15 protein-coding genes and 2 tRNA genes are annotated in these 18,417 nt (G+C 55.4%); 7 read left to right on the forward strand and 10 right to left on the reverse strand.

All coding sequences use genetic code 11. The annotated features are described in order from the left end of the window. Positions 1-21 precede the first annotated feature (21 nt). From TH3_RS15545 to TH3_RS15555, 3 genes are all read right to left on the reverse strand, one after another. Positions 22-954 (reverse strand): glycosyltransferase, encoded by a 933-nt coding sequence (locus tag TH3_RS15545; RefSeq protein WP_007092420.1) that lies wholly within the window; start codon positions 952-954, stop codon positions 22-24. 27 nt (positions 955-981) lie between these two features. Then, positions 982-1,758 (reverse strand): glycosyltransferase family 9 protein, encoded by a 777-nt coding sequence (locus TH3_RS15550; protein ID WP_233421789.1) that lies wholly within the window; start codon positions 1,756-1,758, stop codon positions 982-984. Between the two features lie 171 nt (positions 1,759-1,929). Further along, positions 1,930-2,958 carry a glycosyltransferase gene (locus tag TH3_RS15555; protein WP_233421790.1) on the reverse strand — a complete coding sequence of 343 codons (1,029 nt, stop codon included), beginning with the start codon at positions 2,956-2,958 and terminating at the stop codon, positions 1,930-1,932. Positions 2,959-3,118: 160 nt separating this feature from the next. Here TH3_RS15555 and ygfZ point away from each other — a divergent pair, with 160 nt between their 5' ends. Further along, complete coding sequence (ygfZ, locus tag TH3_RS15560) at positions 3,119-4,033, forward strand: CAF17-like 4Fe-4S cluster assembly/insertion protein YgfZ (RefSeq protein ID WP_007092417.1); 915 nt, start codon at positions 3,119-3,121, stop codon at positions 4,031-4,033. Between the two features lie 85 nt (positions 4,034-4,118). On the opposite strand, the gene ppdK is transcribed toward ygfZ, so the two are convergent. The 6 genes from ppdK to TH3_RS15590 all read right to left on the reverse strand — a co-directional run bounded on the left by ppdK (position 4,119) and on the right by TH3_RS15590 (position 11,451). Continuing rightward, complete coding sequence (ppdK, locus tag TH3_RS15565) at positions 4,119-6,782, reverse strand: pyruvate, phosphate dikinase (protein ID WP_007092416.1); 2,664 nt, start codon at positions 6,780-6,782, stop codon at positions 4,119-4,121. A gap of 58 nt (positions 6,783-6,840) precedes the next feature. Beyond that, positions 6,841-8,904: a glycine--tRNA ligase subunit beta gene (gene glyS, locus TH3_RS15570; protein WP_007092415.1), complete on the reverse strand. Its 2,064-nt coding sequence runs from the start codon at positions 8,902-8,904 to the stop codon at positions 6,841-6,843. A gap of 3 nt (positions 8,905-8,907) precedes the next feature. Then, positions 8,908-9,798 (reverse strand): glycine--tRNA ligase subunit alpha, encoded by an 891-nt coding sequence (locus TH3_RS15575; protein ID WP_007092414.1) that lies wholly within the window; start codon positions 9,796-9,798, stop codon positions 8,908-8,910. A gap of 247 nt (positions 9,799-10,045) precedes the next feature. Then, the gene (locus TH3_RS15580; RefSeq protein ID WP_007092413.1) at positions 10,046-10,279 is read right to left on the reverse strand and encodes a hypothetical protein; all 234 of its coding nucleotides are present in this window, start codon (positions 10,277-10,279) and stop codon (positions 10,046-10,048) included. A gap of 85 nt (positions 10,280-10,364) precedes the next feature. Next, positions 10,365-11,150 (reverse strand): tRNA1(Val) (adenine(37)-N6)-methyltransferase, encoded by a 786-nt coding sequence (locus TH3_RS15585; protein WP_007092412.1) that lies wholly within the window; start codon positions 11,148-11,150, stop codon positions 10,365-10,367. 43 nt (positions 11,151-11,193) lie between these two features. Next, a complete protein-coding gene (locus TH3_RS15590; protein WP_007092411.1) occupies positions 11,194-11,451 on the reverse strand; it encodes a putative signal transducing protein in 258 nt (85 codons plus the stop codon). A gap of 234 nt (positions 11,452-11,685) precedes the next feature. On the opposite strand from TH3_RS15590, the gene TH3_RS15595 reads away from it, so the two are divergent. The 6 genes from TH3_RS15595 (at position 11,686) to TH3_RS15620 (ending at position 16,995) form a co-directional block, all read left to right on the forward strand. Then, entirely contained in the window at positions 11,686-12,696 is a 1,011-nt protein-coding gene (locus TH3_RS15595) for a polyprenyl synthetase family protein (protein ID WP_037992287.1), read from the forward strand. A gap of 100 nt (positions 12,697-12,796) precedes the next feature. Beyond that, positions 12,797-12,873: transfer RNA gene (locus TH3_RS15600), tRNA-Pro, on the forward strand. Positions 12,874-13,077: 204 nt separating this feature from the next. Then, positions 13,078-13,154 (forward strand) — tRNA-Pro (locus TH3_RS15605). Positions 13,155-13,813: 659 nt separating this feature from the next. Then, the gene (locus TH3_RS15610; protein ID WP_007089654.1) at positions 13,814-14,875 is read left to right on the forward strand and encodes a TRAP transporter substrate-binding protein; all 1,062 of its coding nucleotides are present in this window, start codon (positions 13,814-13,816) and stop codon (positions 14,873-14,875) included. Between the two features lie 114 nt (positions 14,876-14,989). Further along, positions 14,990-15,580 carry a TRAP transporter small permease subunit gene (locus tag TH3_RS15615; RefSeq protein WP_007089655.1) on the forward strand — a complete coding sequence of 197 codons (591 nt, stop codon included), beginning with the start codon at positions 14,990-14,992 and terminating at the stop codon, positions 15,578-15,580. Between the two features lie 23 nt (positions 15,581-15,603). Continuing rightward, positions 15,604-16,995, forward strand: coding sequence for a TRAP transporter large permease (locus TH3_RS15620; RefSeq protein WP_007089656.1), 1,392 nt, complete (start codon positions 15,604-15,606; stop codon positions 16,993-16,995). A 124-nt stretch (positions 16,996-17,119) separates the two neighbouring features. Here TH3_RS15620 and spbR read toward each other — a convergent pair whose 3' ends face one another. Beyond that, positions 17,120-18,259 (reverse strand): SpbR family protein, encoded by a 1,140-nt coding sequence (spbR, locus tag TH3_RS15625; protein ID WP_007089657.1) that lies wholly within the window; start codon positions 18,257-18,259, stop codon positions 17,120-17,122. Positions 18,260-18,417: the final 158 nt, after the last annotated feature.

Raw genomic sequence — 18,417 nt, forward strand, 5'->3', positions numbered from 1 at the left:
CAGCTTTAAGAACGCCCGCCATTAAACTCTTTGAGGCTTGGCGATCGTAAGTTTCTCTGCCGCAAACAGGGGATAGCGATAATTGACCGATACCGTTTTGCCATCGGTCGTTTCAATTTCGGTTTTCACATCTCTGTCTGCCCGAATATCGTCGACACCTGACAAATGCATTATCCCGATAGTCGCATGCGGTTCGTTGGGTTCGACAAAGATCGATTTCTCGGCATCCCAGAATGGCTTGTGCTGACATTGCCACATCGCATAGGCAGGGAGATATTCGGCCTTATAGCCTTCAATGTGGATGATCTTGCCCAAAGACAACTGCTCGGCCGGGAACATTTTTCCGTTCATGGCAGCTTCAACAATAACTTCCTGCCAACGCTTCCAGTGTGGTGCCTTTGCTGCAATCGCGAATGTCGCCGCAGACAGCACATAGTGGGGGATCATTTTTTTGGCTGTCGCCCAGCCAAAAGCCTTTTTGCCATTGGCGTTATAGAAACTGCCAATTTTTCGGGGCCATCTTCCAAGCCAGGAAATACGGATCGGCTTTGGATAAGAGCGGTCTGCACCATTCGTAATCGCCAGACGATCACCTTTCGCAGCGGATCGAATGAACATCTCTACAGATGACCAGTCCTGAACCCAGGTATCACAATCCATCCACAGATATACGTCATATCCGGGAAATATTTCGGGGATGAAGGGGCGGCAAATACACGCCTTGAGGTAGTCCTTACCTTTTGATTTTTCTTCCGAAATGCCATTGGGCCAGCCAGGGATAACGAGTTGGTTGACCAGAGGTGACAGTTGTTCCCTCTGGGATTCAGCCAAACCTGCATCCATCACACAGATGTCGATATTTCGGTCGACCGAGAATTGTCTGACCGAATGCACCATTTCGATCAACAAAGGAAAATAGTTTTTGTCGGAACCTGAAACGATGGCGATCCGCATGCTTCCCCGCTTAAACAAACCGATAATTTATTTTAAAAACTTACATGAAAATTCAAAAACTTTGTCAACAGACAGGTCTGTCATCAAAGATTTCTGAGATTTCCAGTCGACACCGTCAGCCACAATCTGATCATAGTTGCGATCCGTGCAGACATAAGCTGTCTTCTTACCATATGGCGCATAGTTTTCCGGTCGGGATGGCCCAAAAAGCCCCACGGTGGGAGAACCGGAAGCAGCCGCCATATGCATCAAGCCGGAATCATTACCGATATAAAGATCGGCTTTCTCCAGGCACGCTTGCACGGTCAATAAATGCTCGGTTCCAAAAACAACAGTTCTGCGATCATCCGCAATGGATGAAATCAGTTCCTGCGCCTTCTCGATTTCAGAAGGTGCACCAACCAGCAAAACATGCGCATCCGGCAACGGACCCGCTAAGGACGTCAGCCGCCCAACAAGATCCTGGAAACGATCTATCGGCCACATCTTTCCTCCCCAGTTTGCCGTCGGACCAACGACAAGAAGCGGTCGCCTGGCAAAAGAGGAAAGAATTTCCTGAGCCCGTTTCACATGTATCGGATCAAGCCAGATTTTGGGATTTAGAGGACGATCAACACCGATCAGACGTGCAAGCTGCTCCACCCGGTGAACACTGTCATCGTTGCCTTTGAGCACCACCCGCTTCCAGCCCGGCAACACATAAGCCGTCGCACTGCCGCGCAGATCGACGATGATGTCCCACCAGCGAAACGCGACCGACTTCCAAAGCTTCCACCAATGGCCGCCGCGTTTCTGTTTTGGCATTTCGATGATGCGTTCAAGCCCCGGAACTGCTTCAAAAATCGGGGCGGCGACCGGGCCGCAGGCAACCGTCACCCTGATGCCGGGATAGGTTTCGACATAGTGGCGCAGCACTGATGTCGAAAGAACGGCATCGCCCAGCCGGTTCGAGGTGATGAACAGCAAACGCACGGTTTAAAGTTTCTCCAGCTCGCCAGCGACATTAAGCCATTCACGGCGGCTGTTACGCGCCGCTTCGGACTGGCTGGCAAAAATCTGCCGGTCGGCCAGCAACTGCATCACCAGATTGCCATAGGCGGTTTCATCGGGAACGATATAGCCGGTTTTGCCGTTTTCGACCCGCGCCGTGGCAATCCCGCCATAGGACACAACCGGGGTTGCCGCCGCCAGCGCATCGTAAATCCATTGACCGACCTGATCATTGCCGTATTTGCCGTGATGCAGAAACGCCCGCGCGGTTGCGACACGTTCGGCCATGTCGGCCTCGGGCATCGGGTGGCAAACGCGCACACCCTTGTCGATATTGTCGCGCACCATATCGACGAGTTCGCCGGAAACATCGTCATTTTCGCCCGCCATCGCCAAGAACAGGTCGGCAGCATAAATTTCCAGAATGGCACCGGGCACCTTGGGTGCGACATAAGCCGACCAGATGCGGATGATCTGGGCAATGCCGGTTTTGCTGTTGGCGACCGTCACGGCAAGGTTTTCGCGGCTCTCGAACGCCCAGTGCATGTTTGATGCCATGGCAAAGGCCGGACACGCCCCCGGCGCAATCACAATGGGGCGTTTGGCGATATCGCCATCAAATGCCTTGCCCTGATCTTCATGGGTGAAAATCACCTGCGCACCGGTTTCAAGCAATGCCAGACGTGCCTTATCCGCATTCAGATCGGATACCATGCCATCAAACCAAAGCCAGCAATCGGCACCTTCGGGAATGGACGGATGACGCAGCAGCTCCGCATCGCGCCATACCAGAACCCTATCCACAGGATCCCCGCCAAAGGGCGGCATGGCACTGTCAAGCTGTCGCCAGGCGACACCATGATGATCAAGGTCAATGCCACCGTTCCGGCAGGCTTCAACCTTGTGGCCACGGGCAACAAGGGCTTCGGCCAGCGCGATAAATCCGCGTTGGCGCGATCCCAGGGGGCGGGCTTCGCGATCCTTGGGATCAAAGCCGATGGAACGATCAAGCATCAATATTTTCATACATTGCGTTCTATCGGTTCCCGCGCAATTTATGAAGGCTTTTCTTGTGGCAGGTTGCTTTTGCCTTTGCCAAACCACCCCTTGCCAAATGCCCCCCATTGCCCCACATTTCGGCCAACAATTCCGATAAACCGGAGCCATAAGAATCATGAGTGAGACTTTATACGCCCCCCTGCCTGACCGGGCCGTGATCCGGATCAGCGGGCCTGATCGCGTCAGCTTCCTTCAGGGGCTGGTGTCGAACAATATCGAAAAAATCACGGCTGATCATTCCGGCTATGGCGCGCTTTTGTCGCCGCAGGGCAAGTTCCTGTTCGATTTTTTTGTCTATCAGCAGGACGAGGACAGCCTTCTGATTGAATGCGAACGCGGCGAAGACGGTGCGCGTGCGGCCGAGCTTTTCAAGAAACTGCGCATGTATAAATTGCGCGCGAAGGCCGAACTGACCGATGTCACCGAAAGCTATGACGTCGTTGCCGTCTTCGGCGATGGTGCGCTTGCAGCACTTGATCTGCCCGATACGCCCGGTGCCACCGCACCGTTTGCCGACGGGATCAAGGCGGTTGATCCACGCCTGAGTGCGATGGGTGCGCGCGTGTTGCTGCCCAAAAACGAACTGGCACAGATGGCAGCCATCGGTGCCACCGAAAGCGATGAAAGCACCTATCATCAGCATCGCGTGCTGCTGGGCCTGCCCAATGGCAGCGAGGAAATGGAAATCGACCGTGCCATCCTGCTTGAAAACGGGTTCGAGGAACTGGGTGGCGTTGATTTCAAAAAGGGCTGCTATATGGGGCAGGAACTGACCGCGCGCACCAAATATCGCGGGCTGGTGCGCAAACGCCTGCTGCCGATCACGATCACCGGCCCGACCCCGGAAATCGGCACCCTGATCATGAATGGCGACAAGGAAGCCGGTACGATCCGCAGCATCCATGGCAATGCGGGCCTTGCCCTGATCCGGCTGGAACGGATTGGCGATGATGCCGAGCTGATGGCGGGTGATGCCAAAATTTCGGTCAAGGTTCCCGACTGGGTCAAGTTGCCGGAAACGGCGGCCTGATCCGCCAACCGATAATTTCATCAAATGCAAACGGCGGCAGAATTTCTGCCGCCGTTTGCTTTATCAATGCTGCCCGTCAGCAGCCTTATTTCTTGAGCGCAGCCTGTGCGGCAGCCAGTCGCGCAATCGGCACGCGATAGGGCGAGCACGAGACGTAATCCAGCCCCTGTGCCTCGCAGAACGCGATGGATGCCGGATCACCGCCATGTTCGCCGCAAATGCCAAGCTTGATGTCAGAACGCGTTTTACGGCCACGTTCAGCCGCAATGCTGACCAGTTCGCCCACCCCTTCCTGATCCAGCGATACGAACGGATCACCGGCAAAGATATCCTTGGAAATATAGGTATCCAGGAACCGGGATGCGTCATCACGCGAAAGGCCAAAGGTCGTCTGGGTCAAATCGTTGGTTCCGAAGCTGAAGAATTCGGCCTCTTCGGCGATTTCACCGGCCCGAAGGGCGGCCCGCGGCAATTCGATCATCGTGCCGACAAGGAATTCGAGCTTGGCCGATTTTTCGGTTTCGACTTCGCCTGCGACCTTGATGATCACGGCCTTGAGGATTTCAAGTTCCTTCTTGCCGACAATCAGCGGGATCATGATTTCCGGTATCACCGGATCGCCGCCATCCTTTGAAACCTCGATCGCGGCTTCGAATATCGCACGTGCCTGCATTTCATAGATTTCGGGATAGCTGATGCCAAGACGGCACCCGCGATGCCCCAGCATCGGGTTGGCTTCCGACAGTTCCAGCAACCGGCGACGCACGACAATCTCTGCCACACCCGCCGCATTGGCGACCTCGGCAATTTCGTTGTCGCCATGCGGCAGGAATTCATGCAATGGCGGGTCCAGCAGACGGATCGTCACCGGAAGGCCCTTCATGATCCGGAACAGGTCAATAAAGTCCTGACGTTGATAGGGCAGAAGTTTATCAAGTGCCGCACGACGGCCCTTTTCCATATCCGCCAGGATCATTTCGCGCATGGAGATGATGCGTGCCGGATCAAAGAACATATGTTCGGTCCGGCAAAGGCCGATCCCCTCCGCCCCGAAACCGCGCGCGGTTGCCGCATCATCAGGTGTTTCGGCGTTGGTGCGGACCTTAAGACGGCGCACCCCATCCGCCCATTCCATCAATTGGGAAAAATCACCCGACAGGTCGGGTTTCAGTGTCGCCACCTCGCCCAGCATCACCTCGCCCTTCGCACCGTCAAGGGTGATGACATCGCCTTCGTTGAGCGTCACGCCGCCCGACATCATGGTTTTATTGGTATAGTCAATCTTGATCTGACCGGCCCCGCACACGCACGGCGTCCCCATGCCGCGCGCCACCACGGCGGCGTGGCTGGTCATGCCACCGCGCGATGTCAGAATACCCTCGGCTGCGTGCATGCCGGCAATATCTTCGGGGCTGGTTTCTATGCGCACCAGAATGACCTTGCGGCCCCGGTTATGCACCCAGTCCTCGGCGACCTCGGCGGAGAAAACAATCTGCCCGGATGCCGCACCGGGCGATGCCGGAAGCCCCATGCCGATCACCTTGCGTTCCGCATCGGGATCAAGGGTTGGGTGGAGTAACTGGTCAAGCTGTGCGGGATCAACACGGCGAAGGGCATCTTCGCGCGTGATCACATTGGCCTGACACATTTCGACCGCGATGCGAAGGGCGGCCTTGGCGGTGCGTTTGCCCGCACGGGTCTGCAGCATGTAAAGTTTGCCGGACTCGACGGTGAATTCCATGTCCTGCATGTCGCGATAATGGGATTCAAGCCTGTCACGAATATCACAAAGCTCGCCAAAGACGCCGGGCATGGCTTCTTCCATCGACAGAAGGTCGGAACCCGACTCTTCGCGTTCGATTTTGGTCAGCGGGGCCGGGGTACGGATCCCCGCCACAACGTCCTCGCCCTGCGCATTGATCAGATATTCGCCGTAAAAACGGTCTTCGCCGGTCGACGGATTGCGCGAGAAGCAGACACCGGTGGCACAATCATCGCCCATATTGCCAAAGACCATGGCCTGAACGTTAACCGCCGTGCCCCAGCTTGCCGGGATATTGTGCAGGCGACGGTATGTATTGGCGCGCGCATTCATCCAGCTTCCGAAAACCGCACCAATCGCCCCCCAAAGCTGTTCGCGCGGGTCCTGCGGGAAGGGACGCCCGAGTTCGGCATCGACCTTTTTCTTGAAGCCCTGGACAATCGCCTGCCAGTCATCGGCATCCATATCGGTATCAAGGACATAGCCCTTGTCTTCCTTGTGGATTTCAAGGATTTCCTCGAAATGGTAGTGATCGACGCCAAGGACCACATCGCCATACATCTGAATGAAACGGCGATAGCTGTCATACGCAAAACGGCGGTCACCAGAGACCGCCGCCAAACCTTCAACCGTTTCGTCATTCAGGCCCAGATTAAGAACCGTATCCATCATGCCGGGCATCGAAGCACGTGCGCCGGAACGGACCGAAACCAGCAACGGGTCTTTGGGGTCGCCAAATTTGCGCCCGACCAGGGCCTCGACAGCAGCAAGCGACTTTTCGACTTCGGCTTCAAGACCATCCGGGTACGCACGGTCATTGTCATAAAATGCCGTGCAGACTTCGGTCGTGATGGTAAAGCCGGGCGGGACCGGAAGGCCGAGATTGCTCATCTCGGCAAGGTTGGCACCTTTACCGCCCAAAAGCTCGCGCATATCGGAACGTCCCTCGGCGCTACCGCCACCGAAGCCGTAAACCCATTTGGTCATCTTGCCTTTTCCTCATCTGGTCAAGGCGTTCCGGAATTCCGGGCGACCCCGACCTTATTTATGACTCGATCTTCGAGAAATCGGCAATGTCATGCAAGGCAGTCCGAATTTGCGCCAGCAGCTTAAGCCGGTTGGCACGTTCTTCTGCCTTGTCACTATTTACCGTGACCCCTTCGAAGAATGCATCGACCGGTCCGCGCAGATGCGCGAATTCGGCCATAGCCGCGGCATAATTCTCGGCCCGCAGAAGCGGCAAAGCCTTATGCCGGACATTGATGAGCGCCTCATAGAGCTTGCGTTCCTCGTCCTGCGTCAGAAGATCGGCGGACACATCCGCATCATAGGATTTTTCATCCTTCTTCTCTTCGATACGCAGGATATTGGACGCGCGCTTGTACCCGGCCATAAGGTTAACGCCGCTTTCACCCGATACAAAATCAGCAAGCGCATCAACACGGGCCAGAAGGCGGACAAGATCGTCCTCGCCATCCAGGGCAAACACGGCGGACACCAGATCATGGCGCACGCCCTGTTCACGCAGATGGACTTTCAGGCGGTCGGCAAAGAATGCCAGAAGTTCGTCAACCGCCTCGTCACGACGAATAGAGGCCGGATATTGGGAAACGGCAAAGGCAAATGCACGCCGCAGCGGCACACGCAAACCGTTTTCCAGAACCAGCCGGATGACACCCAATGCCGCACGACGCAGCGCGAACGGGTCTTTTGAACCGGTCGGCTTTTCATCGATGGTAAAGAACCCGGCAAGGGTATCGAGCTTCTCGGCCAAGGCAACAGCCACCGAAACAGGCGCGGTCGGACACATATCCGACGGACCGGCCGGTGCATAATGCTGTGCAATGGCGTTGGCGACTTCGGGGGCTTCGCCGTCATTCTCGGCGTAGTATTTCCCCATCAGTCCCTGAAGTTCGGTAAATTCGAACACCATGTTCGACACCAGATCGGCCTTGGCAATTTCCGCCGCCCGATCGGCAAGTTTGACATCGCAGCCCGGAATGTCGGCTGAAAGTTCGCGTGCCAGTCCGCGCAGGCGCAAAACACGCTCCGCCAGCGAGCCAAGCTTGGCATGGAACACGATGTTATCAAGTTTCGGCAGACGCGCTTCAAGCGTCACTTTCCGATCCTGATCCCAGAAGAATTTCGCATCATGCAGGCGCGCACGCAAAACGCGTTCGTTCCCGGCGATGATCTGCGCATTCGCATCCAGCGTCACCATGTTCGAAATGGTGATGAAGCGCGCGGCCAGTTTGCCCGTGCTGTCTTCGACAACGAAATATTTCTGATGTTCACGCATCGAGGTTTCCAGAACCTCGCGCGGGATATCCATGAACTGGTCATCGACCTTGCCCATGACGGGTACCGGCCATTCAACCAGACCGCAGACTTCCTCAAGCAGTCCGTTATCTTCCAGAAGCGTAAAGCCTTCTGATGCCGCAAGCTTGCGCGCACCGTCCAGAATGACTTTCTTGCGTTCTTCACGGTCCAGCATGACCTTGGCAAAGGCAAGCTTCGCCTTGTATTCGGCGGCATTGGCAACACTAAAGGTGGCCGGTGCCAGGAACCGGTGGCCGCTTGTGATATTGCCTGCCGTTACCGGGCCAAACGATGCCGGGATCACCTTGCCGTCAAACAGGCACAGGATCCGGTCAAGCTGACGGACCCAACGGACCTTCTGATCGGCCCAGCGCATCGATTTCGGCCAGGGCAGTTTTGCCATGGCGTCTTCGATGATGTCCTTGATGACATCCGCGCTATCGCGGCCCTTCTGTTCGACAATCGCAAACAGGAAAACACCCTTGGGCGTTTCGCGCTTTTCACATTGTTCCAGCGTCACACCATTGCCGGCAAGGAAACCGGCAATCGCCTTTTCCGGGGCATCGGCACGCGGGCCACGGCGTTCTTCGCGAAGGTCCGGCTGTTTTTCGGGCAAACCATCAATGATCAGGGTCAGACGGCGCGGTGTAACCAATGCCTCGACATTATCAAAACCAAGGTCGGCGGCCTTAAGCCCATCGGTGACCAGTTTGGTCAGGTCTTCGGAAGCACGCGCCTGCATGCGGGCCGGAATTTCTTCCGAAAACAGTTCAAGCAGCAATTCGGCCATGACTTATGCCTCCTCTTTCAAATGCCCGCGCGAACGAAGCCACGCCTCGCAGCAGGATTTCGACATGTCGCGGACACGGCCGATATAGGCCGCACGTTCGGTGACCGAAATCACGCCGCGCGCATCGAGGAGGTTGAAGATATGGCTGGCTTTCATCGCCTGCTCATAAGCAGGCAATGCAAGGCCGCGTTCGATATTGACCGCACATTCGGCCTGCGCGTCCTTGAAATGCTGGAACAGCATGTCGGTATTGGCGACTTCGAAGTTATAGGTCGACTGTTCCTTTTCGTTCTGCAGGAACACATCGCCATAGCTGACGCCATTTCCGTTATAATCAAGGTCATAGACGTTTTCGACGCCCTGGATATACATCGCCAGACGTTCCAGACCATAGGTCAGCTCGACCGGGACCGGATCGCATTCAAAACCGCCGACCTGCTGGAAATAGGTGAACTGGGTGACTTCCATCCCGTCCAGCCACACTTCCCAGCCAAGGCCCCACGCGCCCAAAGTCGGGCTTTCCCAGTCGTCTTCGACGAAACGGATGTCATGCGCCATCGGGTCAATGCCCAGATGGGCCAGCGAGCCAAGATAAAGTTCCTGCGAATTGGCCGGTGACGGCTTCATCAGGACCTGGAACTGGTAATAGTGCTGCAAACGGTTCGGGTTTTCGCCATAACGACCATCGGTCGGGCGACGGGACGGCTGCACATAAGCCGCATTCCAGCTTTCCGGACCCAGCGCGCGCAACGTGGTTGCGGTGTGGAAGGTACCGGCCCCGACTTCAAGGTCATAGGGCTGCAGGATGACACATCCCTGATCGGCCCAATAGCTTTGCAGGCGGAGAATGATTTCCTGGAATGAAGGGGGACGTTGCGACCCGTCGAGCGCCATTGCGCGAACTCACTTTGATGTTGTCGGTAAATTTAGAGCGGCAAGCTACCGCCCCACCCCGTCGGGGTCAAGAACGCAAAAGCCCTGAGTGGGCCTGAATTTAGCGCTTTTTATGACGTCCCGCCGAATCTTATACCGCATTGCAACATACAACATCCGTGCAACAACCGGTTTTTCAAAGCGAAATCACGGTTTATTGGGCGAAAGTCGAAGAAATCAGCAAAGGAAAATATGCCGTCCGCGCAACTCAGACTTCGCAAACATGCGCGCTGCCTTCGGCGTGATAGACACCGCATTTCGGGCATTTTTCAAGATCATGCGCCACAGCTTCGTGTTTCTGCTGTTTGGCTTTTTTGTCATGCGCGGTCTGTTTTGGCTGCTCCTGCCCGGAAACCTGATTCTTGCGGGTAAACAGCTTGAAGCCCTGCCATACCACCAGAACGATCAGTGCGGTAAAAAGGATTTTCGACAAACTCAGCATGGCATTTCCCAAAGCATCAAGGTTTCTGCGCCACAACGGACCCGCGACGCACTTTATAGTGCCCTTATATTAAACCAAGCCCGATTTAGAAACCGGGCAATGCAGATGGCCCCCGCAAAATCGCCTCGCATTCGGGCAGATAAGCCCCCGCCTCGTCATGCAGAACAATTCCGCGTCGCAGGGCAACCGGCGATGAAACGCCCTTGCGGGCCGAGACAATCACGCGAAGCGGCGCATCGGCACTGGCCTTGCTCCAGATCGGATAGATGGTCATGTCGCCTGCCCGACCGTGCAAAAGCCCGATGATCCGGTCGAGATGATCCGCCCGGTGTACGATGGTGATCCGGCCCTTCTGGCGGACCATCTTAAGGCAGAAATGGATCCAGTCCTTAAGATCAGCCGTACCTTCCTGATGCGCCTTGGCCCGGCTTTCATTGGCGGGGCGCGTTCCCCCGGCATAGAAGGGCGGGTTTGAAATCACCTGATCAAAGCTTTCGGCTGCCAGCGGCAAGGACCGGTCATTGATATCGCCATGAACCGGCGTTACCCGGCCAACAAGATCATTTTCGACAATGTTGCGGCAAAACAGCGCATAGAGATCGTCCTGCAACTCGACCCCGGTCACTTCGGCATCGGGCAGACGGCGTGCGACGCACAGCCCGGCCGATCCGACAGCCGCCCCGACATCGAGTATTTTCTGATCCCGTCTGGAATTGATCGAAACGGACGCCGCCAGCAAAACAGCATCGACCGCCGCGCGATACCCATCGACCGGCTGTTTTAACGTCACCGAACCGCCCAGCAGAAAATCGTGGCTGATGCGTTCTTCCGCAAAATCGGGAACATGAAATGCGCTATCGGTTCGGGTCATAAATGCCTTAATTCCTGCAACCTTGCCGATGTCGGACTGATTTTCAGTCCTGAACTTCCTCGGTATCGGGATCATGCTGTGCGTTATGCGCATCAAGTTCGCGTCTGGCAATATCAAGGATGTATTTGGCCCGGCTTTCTTCCTCGGGGGCCACCATCAAACGCCTTGGCAATGCGCCGATGGATCCTTCGAGAATGCTGGCGTGGTAATCAAAAATATGGCTGGCGATGTCTTCGTCGGCGAGAACCGATTGCGCCCAGCTGAGCTCGATCGGGTCGTTGCTGCGAAATAGCTCGATCATGCGATTTATGCGCCCCGGTTGTTATTGTATGTTTATGTTATCCATATATATGTGTGTGGCAGAACATATTCGGGTAAAAATGACGGCAAAGCGGTTATTGTTGCCTGTCTGGCAACCATTTGTCCACTTGACCGTCACCACCCGGCATCTCTATGTTGAGGCCGCCCACTGAAATCAGCGTTACCCGTCCCGGTGGGCGGGGTCAATACGCGAGAAATTGTTTCGGATTACAGCGTGACCAATATCGCAACGCAGCAGACGACCGAACCCAGCCTGGACTCCCTGATCCGCCTTGTCGATGCCGACATGAAGCGCGTCAATCAGGTCATCATTGACAACATGCACAGCGAAGTCGCGCTGATCCCGCAACTGGCAAGCCATCTTGTCGCTGCTGGTGGCAAGCGCATGCGCCCGATGCTGACACTGGCATCAGCCCAGCTTTGCGGCTATCAAGGCGGCACATCGGCGGTTGATCTTGCGGCCTGTGTCGAGTTTATCCACACCGCAACGCTTCTGCATGACGATGTCGTTGATGAAAGCCTGCTGCGCCGTGGTCAGGCATCGGCCAATGCCCTGTTTGGCAACGAAGCCAGCGTTCTGGTCGGTGACTTCCTGTTTGCACGCGCCTTTGTCGTGATGGTCAAAAACGGCTCGCTCAAGGTTCTTGATATCCTTGCCAAGGCGTCCGCCGTCATTGCCGAAGGCGAAGTTTTGCAACTTTCGACCGCCAATGACATGGCGACCACCGAAGAAGCCTATCTTGAAGTCATCACCGCCAAAACCGCCGCCCTGTTTGGGGCTGCGTCGCAAATCGGGGCGGTGATTGCCAATCGTTCAGCGGAGGACGAAGAAGCCCTGCGTCTTTATGGCATCTATCTTGGCACGGCTTTCCAGCTGATCGACGATGTTCTGGATTATTCCGCCCATCAGGCGACGCTTGGCAAAACTGTCGGCGATGATTTCCGTGACGGCAAGGTGACCCTGCCGGTGATCATTTCCTATGCCAAGGGTGACGACGCGGAAAAGGCCTTCTGGCGCCGTTGCATGGAAGATCAGGAATTCCAGGATGGCGATCTTGATCGCGCGCAGGAACTGATTCGCAAATATGACGCGCTTAGCGCATCGATGGATCGTGCGCGTGAATTTGGCCAGCTTGCCATTGATACCCTGACGCGCTTTGACGATGGCCCGATCAAAGATGCGATGATCGAAGCGGTCGAGTTCTGCATTTCGCGCCCATACTGATATCGCATGCCGGTATCGCATGCCGGGGTCCCGGCGGATTGGCGCAAAAAATCCTTGCGTCGGTCGGTATTTGGGATTATCACCCGGCTTCGCAGAATGACGGAGCGTAGCTCAGCCTGGTAGAGCACTGTCTTCGGGAGGCAGGGGTCGGAGGTTCGAATCCTCTCGCTCCGACCATCATTCAAAGGCCCTGAAACGGTTTGACGTTTCGGGGCCTTTTGCGTATTGGCACAAACCCCGCCGAATTCACCCGCAAAGCGATTGATGCCCACACCGCGCAACCGTGAAATCATCTGTCGTAAAACGGCAAAGTTTTTCAGGCCCACCGACCGGTTTATGCTTGATCCAGCCCTGAAGACGGGCTAAACAACCGCCCACTGACGGAGCGTAGCTCAGCCTGGTAGAGCACTGTCTTCGGGAGGCAGGGGTCGGAGGTTCGAATCCTCTCGCTCCGACCATCAGTCGGGAAGCCTTTTTCAAAGGCTTCCCGTTTTCATTTCCGGATGCTTTCCCCGCCTGACATGCCCCGCCTTAACCATGCGTTATATCGGGTGCCTGCATCACAAGGTCCTCTTTCCGCACGGCTGACCAGAAAGCCCTTCGCAAACCGGTTCTTCATCAAATCAAACCATCTTGGCCGCACTGCGCCGCGCCGCAACAAATTCGCACTCCCGTTCGCAAGTGCAAACTTTCTCATCATGCTTTGGCATCGCTTCCCCTCACCTTGCCAGTCTTGCGCATGACGGCACCACACCCGTCAACAATCCGAAAGCAGTTGCTTTGCCAATCGATTCGCAACCATAGCGCGGGTTACCGGGCCTTTCTGCCATAACAACTTTAAATGAGAGCTATGCAATATGCTGAACCCCGTATAAATACGCATTTCCATGCGGAAATCCCGGTTTTTTGAGCGAAATCAAGTCATTTTTGTGCGTTCGCGAAGATATTTTCTTGCGTAGCGGGCGAAACAAACTTGCTCATACTTGCGAAATACGCTTAAGCTTCGCCCTGCAACAAGAGGAACGGGACGTTTTCGCCAGCAATAACAAAAGCAAAAGGCGGTTATCGCCCCGACGTGGTAATACCAATTTCGGACTTCTTAGGGAGGAAGCTACGAATGAAATTTTCTAGTTTTTTGAAATCTGCAACCTGTGTGGCCGTACTTGCAGCGGCTACTTTGACGACGGTTGCGCCTGATGCGGATGCTGCTGATCGTGTTCGCTGGAAAATGGGCTCGACCTATCCGGGCAGCCTGACCCAGCTTGGCACGCTTGGCAAACGCGTTGACGAAAAGATCGACGAAGTTTCCGGCGGCAACATTCAGATTAAATTCTATGAGCCGGGCGCACTTGTTCCGGCACTTGAAGTGTTTGATGCGGTTTCAACCGGTTCCATCGATGCCGCCTTCTCCACCCCGGGTTACTGGGCGGGCAAGGTTCCGGCACTTCAGCTTTTCGGTGCCGTTCCGTTTGGTCCGCAGGCTGGTGAATATCTGGCATGGGTCAAATTTGGCGGCGGTCAGGAAATCTTTGACCGGCTTTACGCCGAACATGGCATCAAGTCGCTGTTCTGCGGCCTGATCGCACCAGAAGCCTCAGGCTGGTTCTCCAAGGAAATCAACACGGTTGAAGACCTTAAAGGCCTGAAAATGCGCTTCTTTGGTCTTGGCGCAAAAGTGATGGAAAAGCTTGGTGTCTCGACCCAGCTTCTGTCGGCTGGCGACATCTATCCGGCACTTGAACTCGGCACGATTGACGCGACCGAATTCTCCATGCCGGCGATCGACCTTAAACTGGGCTTCCATCAGGTCGCCAAATACTACTATTTCCCGGGCTGGCATCAGCAATCCACCTTCTTCGATCTCATGATCAACAAGGAGAAGTGGGAAGGTCTTGACAAGACCCAGCAGGCACAGATCGAAGCCGTCTGTAACGACAACCTGGCTTATGGTTTCGCCGAAGGTGAAGCGATCCAGTTCGCAGCCCTTAAAGAACTTCAGGAAAAAGGCGTGAACATCAAGAAATGGTCGCCTGAAATGCTTGATGCCATGCGCGGTGCATGGGAAGAAGTCGCAGGCGAACTTGCTGCACAGGATGCGGACTTCAAAGAAGCCTATGACAGCCTGCAGGGCTTCCGTGCCAACTACAAAATCTGGAAAGACATCGGATATCTCGATTAATCTTTCCCGGTCCTGATGCGACCTTGTGTCGGACCACAAAAAAGTCTCGGCAAGGCCGGGCGCCAATGGCCCCGGCCTTGACCGCGATTAAGAAAAGACCCGGGAGGCTTTTTAATGGAAGCGCTACTAAAACTGAGTGACGGCATTGATGCCATCGTTTCCCGCATCGGGAAATGGGCCGCCCTGCTTGCCATTCCGTTGATGCTGACGATCATGTTTGACGTGATCCAGCGTAAATTCGGCGGCCAGGGTTCCATCAAGCTGCAGGAACTGGAATGGCATCTCCATACCGGCCTGTTCATGCTGTGTTTCGGTTTTGGCTATATTCGTGACTCTCATGTCCGCATCGAACTGATCCGTGACAATTTACGCCCGCGCACACGCGCCATCGTCGAGATGATCGGCGCGATTATCTGCATTCTGCCGTTCTGCGCACTGGTGATTTATTTTGGTTATGATTTTGTCCTTCGATCCTTCGAAAACCACGAAGTCTCTGCCTCGACCACGGGGCTGACCCATCGCTGGCTCATCAAATCAACCATCCCCATCGGCTTCGGCCTTCTCGCCATGGCCGGTTTTTCGGTCTTCCTGAAATGCTATGTCTTTGTGTTCGGCCCCAGCAACCTGCGCAGCCGTGCGGGTCACTATGTCGGCGCAACACATCACGCAGACCTTGGCAACGAAGCCGCCAGGCTCAAAGACTGATTGCGGAACGGGGATAATTCCAAATGGAAAACTTCTATATCGAAGACTGGTTTCCGCTGATCATGTTTGCCTCGCTGGGCATTCTGGTCTTCTCGGGGCTACCGGTCGCATTCGTCATTTCGGGCATCGGGATCGCCTTTGGCTTCCTTGGCATGGCCTATGACGTCTTCTCATTCATTGAATTCTTCAACATCGTATCGCGCATCTGGGGTGGCATCGCCGAAAACATGGTGATGGTTGCCGTTCCGATGTTCATCTATATGGGCACGATGCTGGAAAAAAGCGGCGTTGCCGAAGACCTGCTTGAATGCCTGAACGTGCTGATGCGCAAGGTTCCCGGGGGTCTGGCACTTTCGGTTACCCTGATGGGTACGATCATGGCCGCCACCACCGGCATCATCGGTGCATCGGTTGTGATGATGACCCTGCTTGCCCTGCCGGTCATGCTGCGCCGCAATTATGATCCGTCGCTTGCGACCGGGACGATTGCCGCATCGGGAACGCTCGGCATTCTGATCCCGCCAAGCATCATGCTGGTCCTGATGTCCGACCTTCTGTCGGTTTCGGTCGGGAACCTGTTCCTGGCGGCGATCATTCCGGGTCTGTTGCTGGCATCGCTTTATACCATCTATATCTTTGTGCGGTGCCAGATGCAGCCCCATCTTGCCCCGCCCCTGCCCGATGCCGAAGCGGTCCATGGCACGGAGATGCTGCGCATGATGGTGCGAAGCTTCATCCCGCCGGTCTTCCTGATTGTGCTGGTGCTGGGATCGATCTTTGCCGGTTTTGCCACCCCGACCGAGGCCGCAGGCGTTGGTGCGGTAGGCGCGACCTTCCTGGCACTGGTCAAGGGTCGCCTGAAATGGGATGTGCTTAAGGACGTCTGCGAACGGTCGGCTTTGACCGGGGCGATGCTGTTCTTCCTGTTTGCCGGTGCAACCGTCTTCTCCTATGTGTTCCGTTCACTGGGCGGGGATGATCTGGTTATCGATCTGGTCGATAGCGCCGGCCTTGGGGCGTGGGGCGTTCTGTTCCTGCTGATGCTGATCGTGTTCATACTTGGCTTCTTCTTCGACTGGGTCGAAATCACCCTGATCGTGTTGCCGATCTTTGCACCCGTCATTGCACAGCTTGATTTCGGTGATCACCTTGCCGTTGCCGGGATTGGCCCGACCGAGACACAGGTTCTGACCTGGTTTGCCGTCATGGTTGCGGTCAATTTGCAAACCAGCTTCCTGACACCGCCCTTCGGGTTTGCCCTGTTCTATCTTAAGGGCGTCGCACCGAAATCGATCACCATCCAGCAGATTTACAAAGGCATCATTCCCTTTGTCATCCTGCAGGTGATCGGGCTGTTGCTGGTGATGTATTTCCCGGAACTGGCGCTGTGGATGCCAAATACCATTCTTGAATAGGCTTATGTCTGTCACATCAAAGGCACCGTGCAAACGGTGCCTTTTTGTTTCCATCCCCTGCAACACAAAGAAAAACCGCCCCGACAGGGCGGCTATAATCTTTAATGTCCAAAGGGATGCCGGACTATTGCTGCGGCAGGTTCCGCTCGCTTGGCAATTGCAGCATACGGCCCATCAGGTAATCGACATCGTCTGAGTCAAATTCGACACCAAGATCACCATACTGGGTCAGAACCCGTTCAATCATCCGGCGTGAATAGCGTTCCCGATCACGTTCCCCGCCATCAAGGTCGGTTTCACGCGCAACTTCTATGGCCGCGCGAATGCCCGGGAAGAAATGTTTGGGCATGTCAGCCTTGTTGTAAATCGCTTCAAGCCCGAACGGGCCGCTATCATGGATCAGAATGCGGGTATTGATCAGTGACACCCCGGCACGGCGCGCAAGGGCGGCTTCGAAAAAGGCAACATCGCCCATGCAAAGCGCACGCAGGATCAGACCGCTGGTCAGACGGTTGTTGGTGTGAAGATGTTCGACCAGAAGCTCGACATCGCGTTCTTCCGCACCATCCCCCAGAAGGCCAATGGTCGCACTTTCCTGCGACTGGGTCATGACCGCATTCACGATCCCCTCGGGGATGTGGCCGCGCGCAATCAGTTCGGATCGCATCCGGTCAGACACCAGCGTCACAAGCCGTTCGGCAATCGTGATCGGCAGATGGTTGCGTTCGATCATCGGCTTTTGGATGCGCTCGTTCTCGCCGAATTCATCCACAACCTTTTGCAGGGAATGTTCACTGATCTGTGCGCCGTCATTCGAAATCAGATCGACCATCACGTCTTCATGACCGATATCGACAAGAGTTGCCGAAACGATTTCCGACACATGCGGTCGTGATGCGATGGCACGCTGTTTTTCAACACTGTCGGCATTGTCACCGATAATGTCGACCAGATCCTCGTCATTGAGAACTTCGGAAAATTTCAGGATCGGCAGGGCCACATCATCAACGTCGCGTGCAAGGGTCGCTGCGACATCGTGGGGCACAAGCGGGGTCTGCTTAAGGTTCTTGGCCAGCGCCTTGCGCACACGCACTTCCGCGTCACGCACCATCAGCCGGAAAATATCCTCGGCAAGCAGACGTTCGCTGTCACTCAGGCTTTCAGCAGAAAATTCACGGCTGATTTTCTCGGCCGTTTCGGCACGATTCTTCCCGGAAGGATCCTGGATCAGATTGTTAAGATCTTCTTTGGTTATACGCGGCAATGGAGTTCTCCCGGCACGCTAAGCAATCGGCTGCCAACCATTTGTAATTCTTTATACACCGTAGGGCCGATTGACTAAACGCAAATTATTCAGTTCCTGCATGTGGTAAATGTCGTGTCGAATTCGGGAAACTCAACAGTAAGCCGATCTTTTTTAAC

This window comes from Thalassospira xiamenensis M-5 = DSM 17429 (assembly GCF_000300235.2).
In the GTDB taxonomy this organism is placed as follows: Bacteria; Pseudomonadota; Alphaproteobacteria; order Rhodospirillales; family Thalassospiraceae; genus Thalassospira; species Thalassospira xiamenensis.

Coding starts and splice junctions, on each gene's coding strand:
- TH3_RS15545 (WP_007092420.1), bottom strand. CDS start 954: ATGCGGATCGCCATCGTTTCAGGTTCCGACAAAAACTATTTTCCTTTG.
- TH3_RS15550 (WP_233421789.1), bottom strand. CDS start 1,758: ATGCCAAAACAGAAACGCGGCGGCCATTGGTGGAAGCTTTGGAAGTCG.
- TH3_RS15555 (WP_233421790.1), bottom strand. CDS start 2,958: ATGCTTGATCGTTCCATCGGCTTTGATCCCAAGGATCGCGAAGCCCGC.
- ygfZ (WP_007092417.1), top strand. CDS start 3,119: ATGAGTGAGACTTTATACGCCCCCCTGCCTGACCGGGCCGTGATCCGG.
- ppdK (WP_007092416.1), bottom strand. CDS start 6,782: ATGACCAAATGGGTTTACGGCTTCGGTGGCGGTAGCGCCGAGGGACGT.
- glyS (WP_007092415.1), bottom strand. CDS start 8,904: ATGGCCGAATTGCTGCTTGAACTGTTTTCGGAAGAAATTCCGGCCCGC.
- TH3_RS15575 (WP_007092414.1), bottom strand. CDS start 9,798: ATGGCGCTCGACGGGTCGCAACGTCCCCCTTCATTCCAGGAAATCATT.
- TH3_RS15580 (WP_007092413.1), bottom strand. CDS start 10,279: ATGCTGAGTTTGTCGAAAATCCTTTTTACCGCACTGATCGTTCTGGTG.
- TH3_RS15585 (WP_007092412.1), bottom strand. CDS start 11,150: ATGACCCGAACCGATAGCGCATTTCATGTTCCCGATTTTGCGGAAGAA.
- TH3_RS15590 (WP_007092411.1), bottom strand. CDS start 11,451: ATGATCGAGCTATTTCGCAGCAACGACCCGATCGAGCTCAGCTGGGCG.
- TH3_RS15610 (WP_007089654.1), top strand. CDS start 13,814: ATGAAATTTTCTAGTTTTTTGAAATCTGCAACCTGTGTGGCCGTACTT.
- TH3_RS15615 (WP_007089655.1), top strand. CDS start 14,990: ATGGAAGCGCTACTAAAACTGAGTGACGGCATTGATGCCATCGTTTCC.
- TH3_RS15620 (WP_007089656.1), top strand. CDS start 15,604: ATGGAAAACTTCTATATCGAAGACTGGTTTCCGCTGATCATGTTTGCC.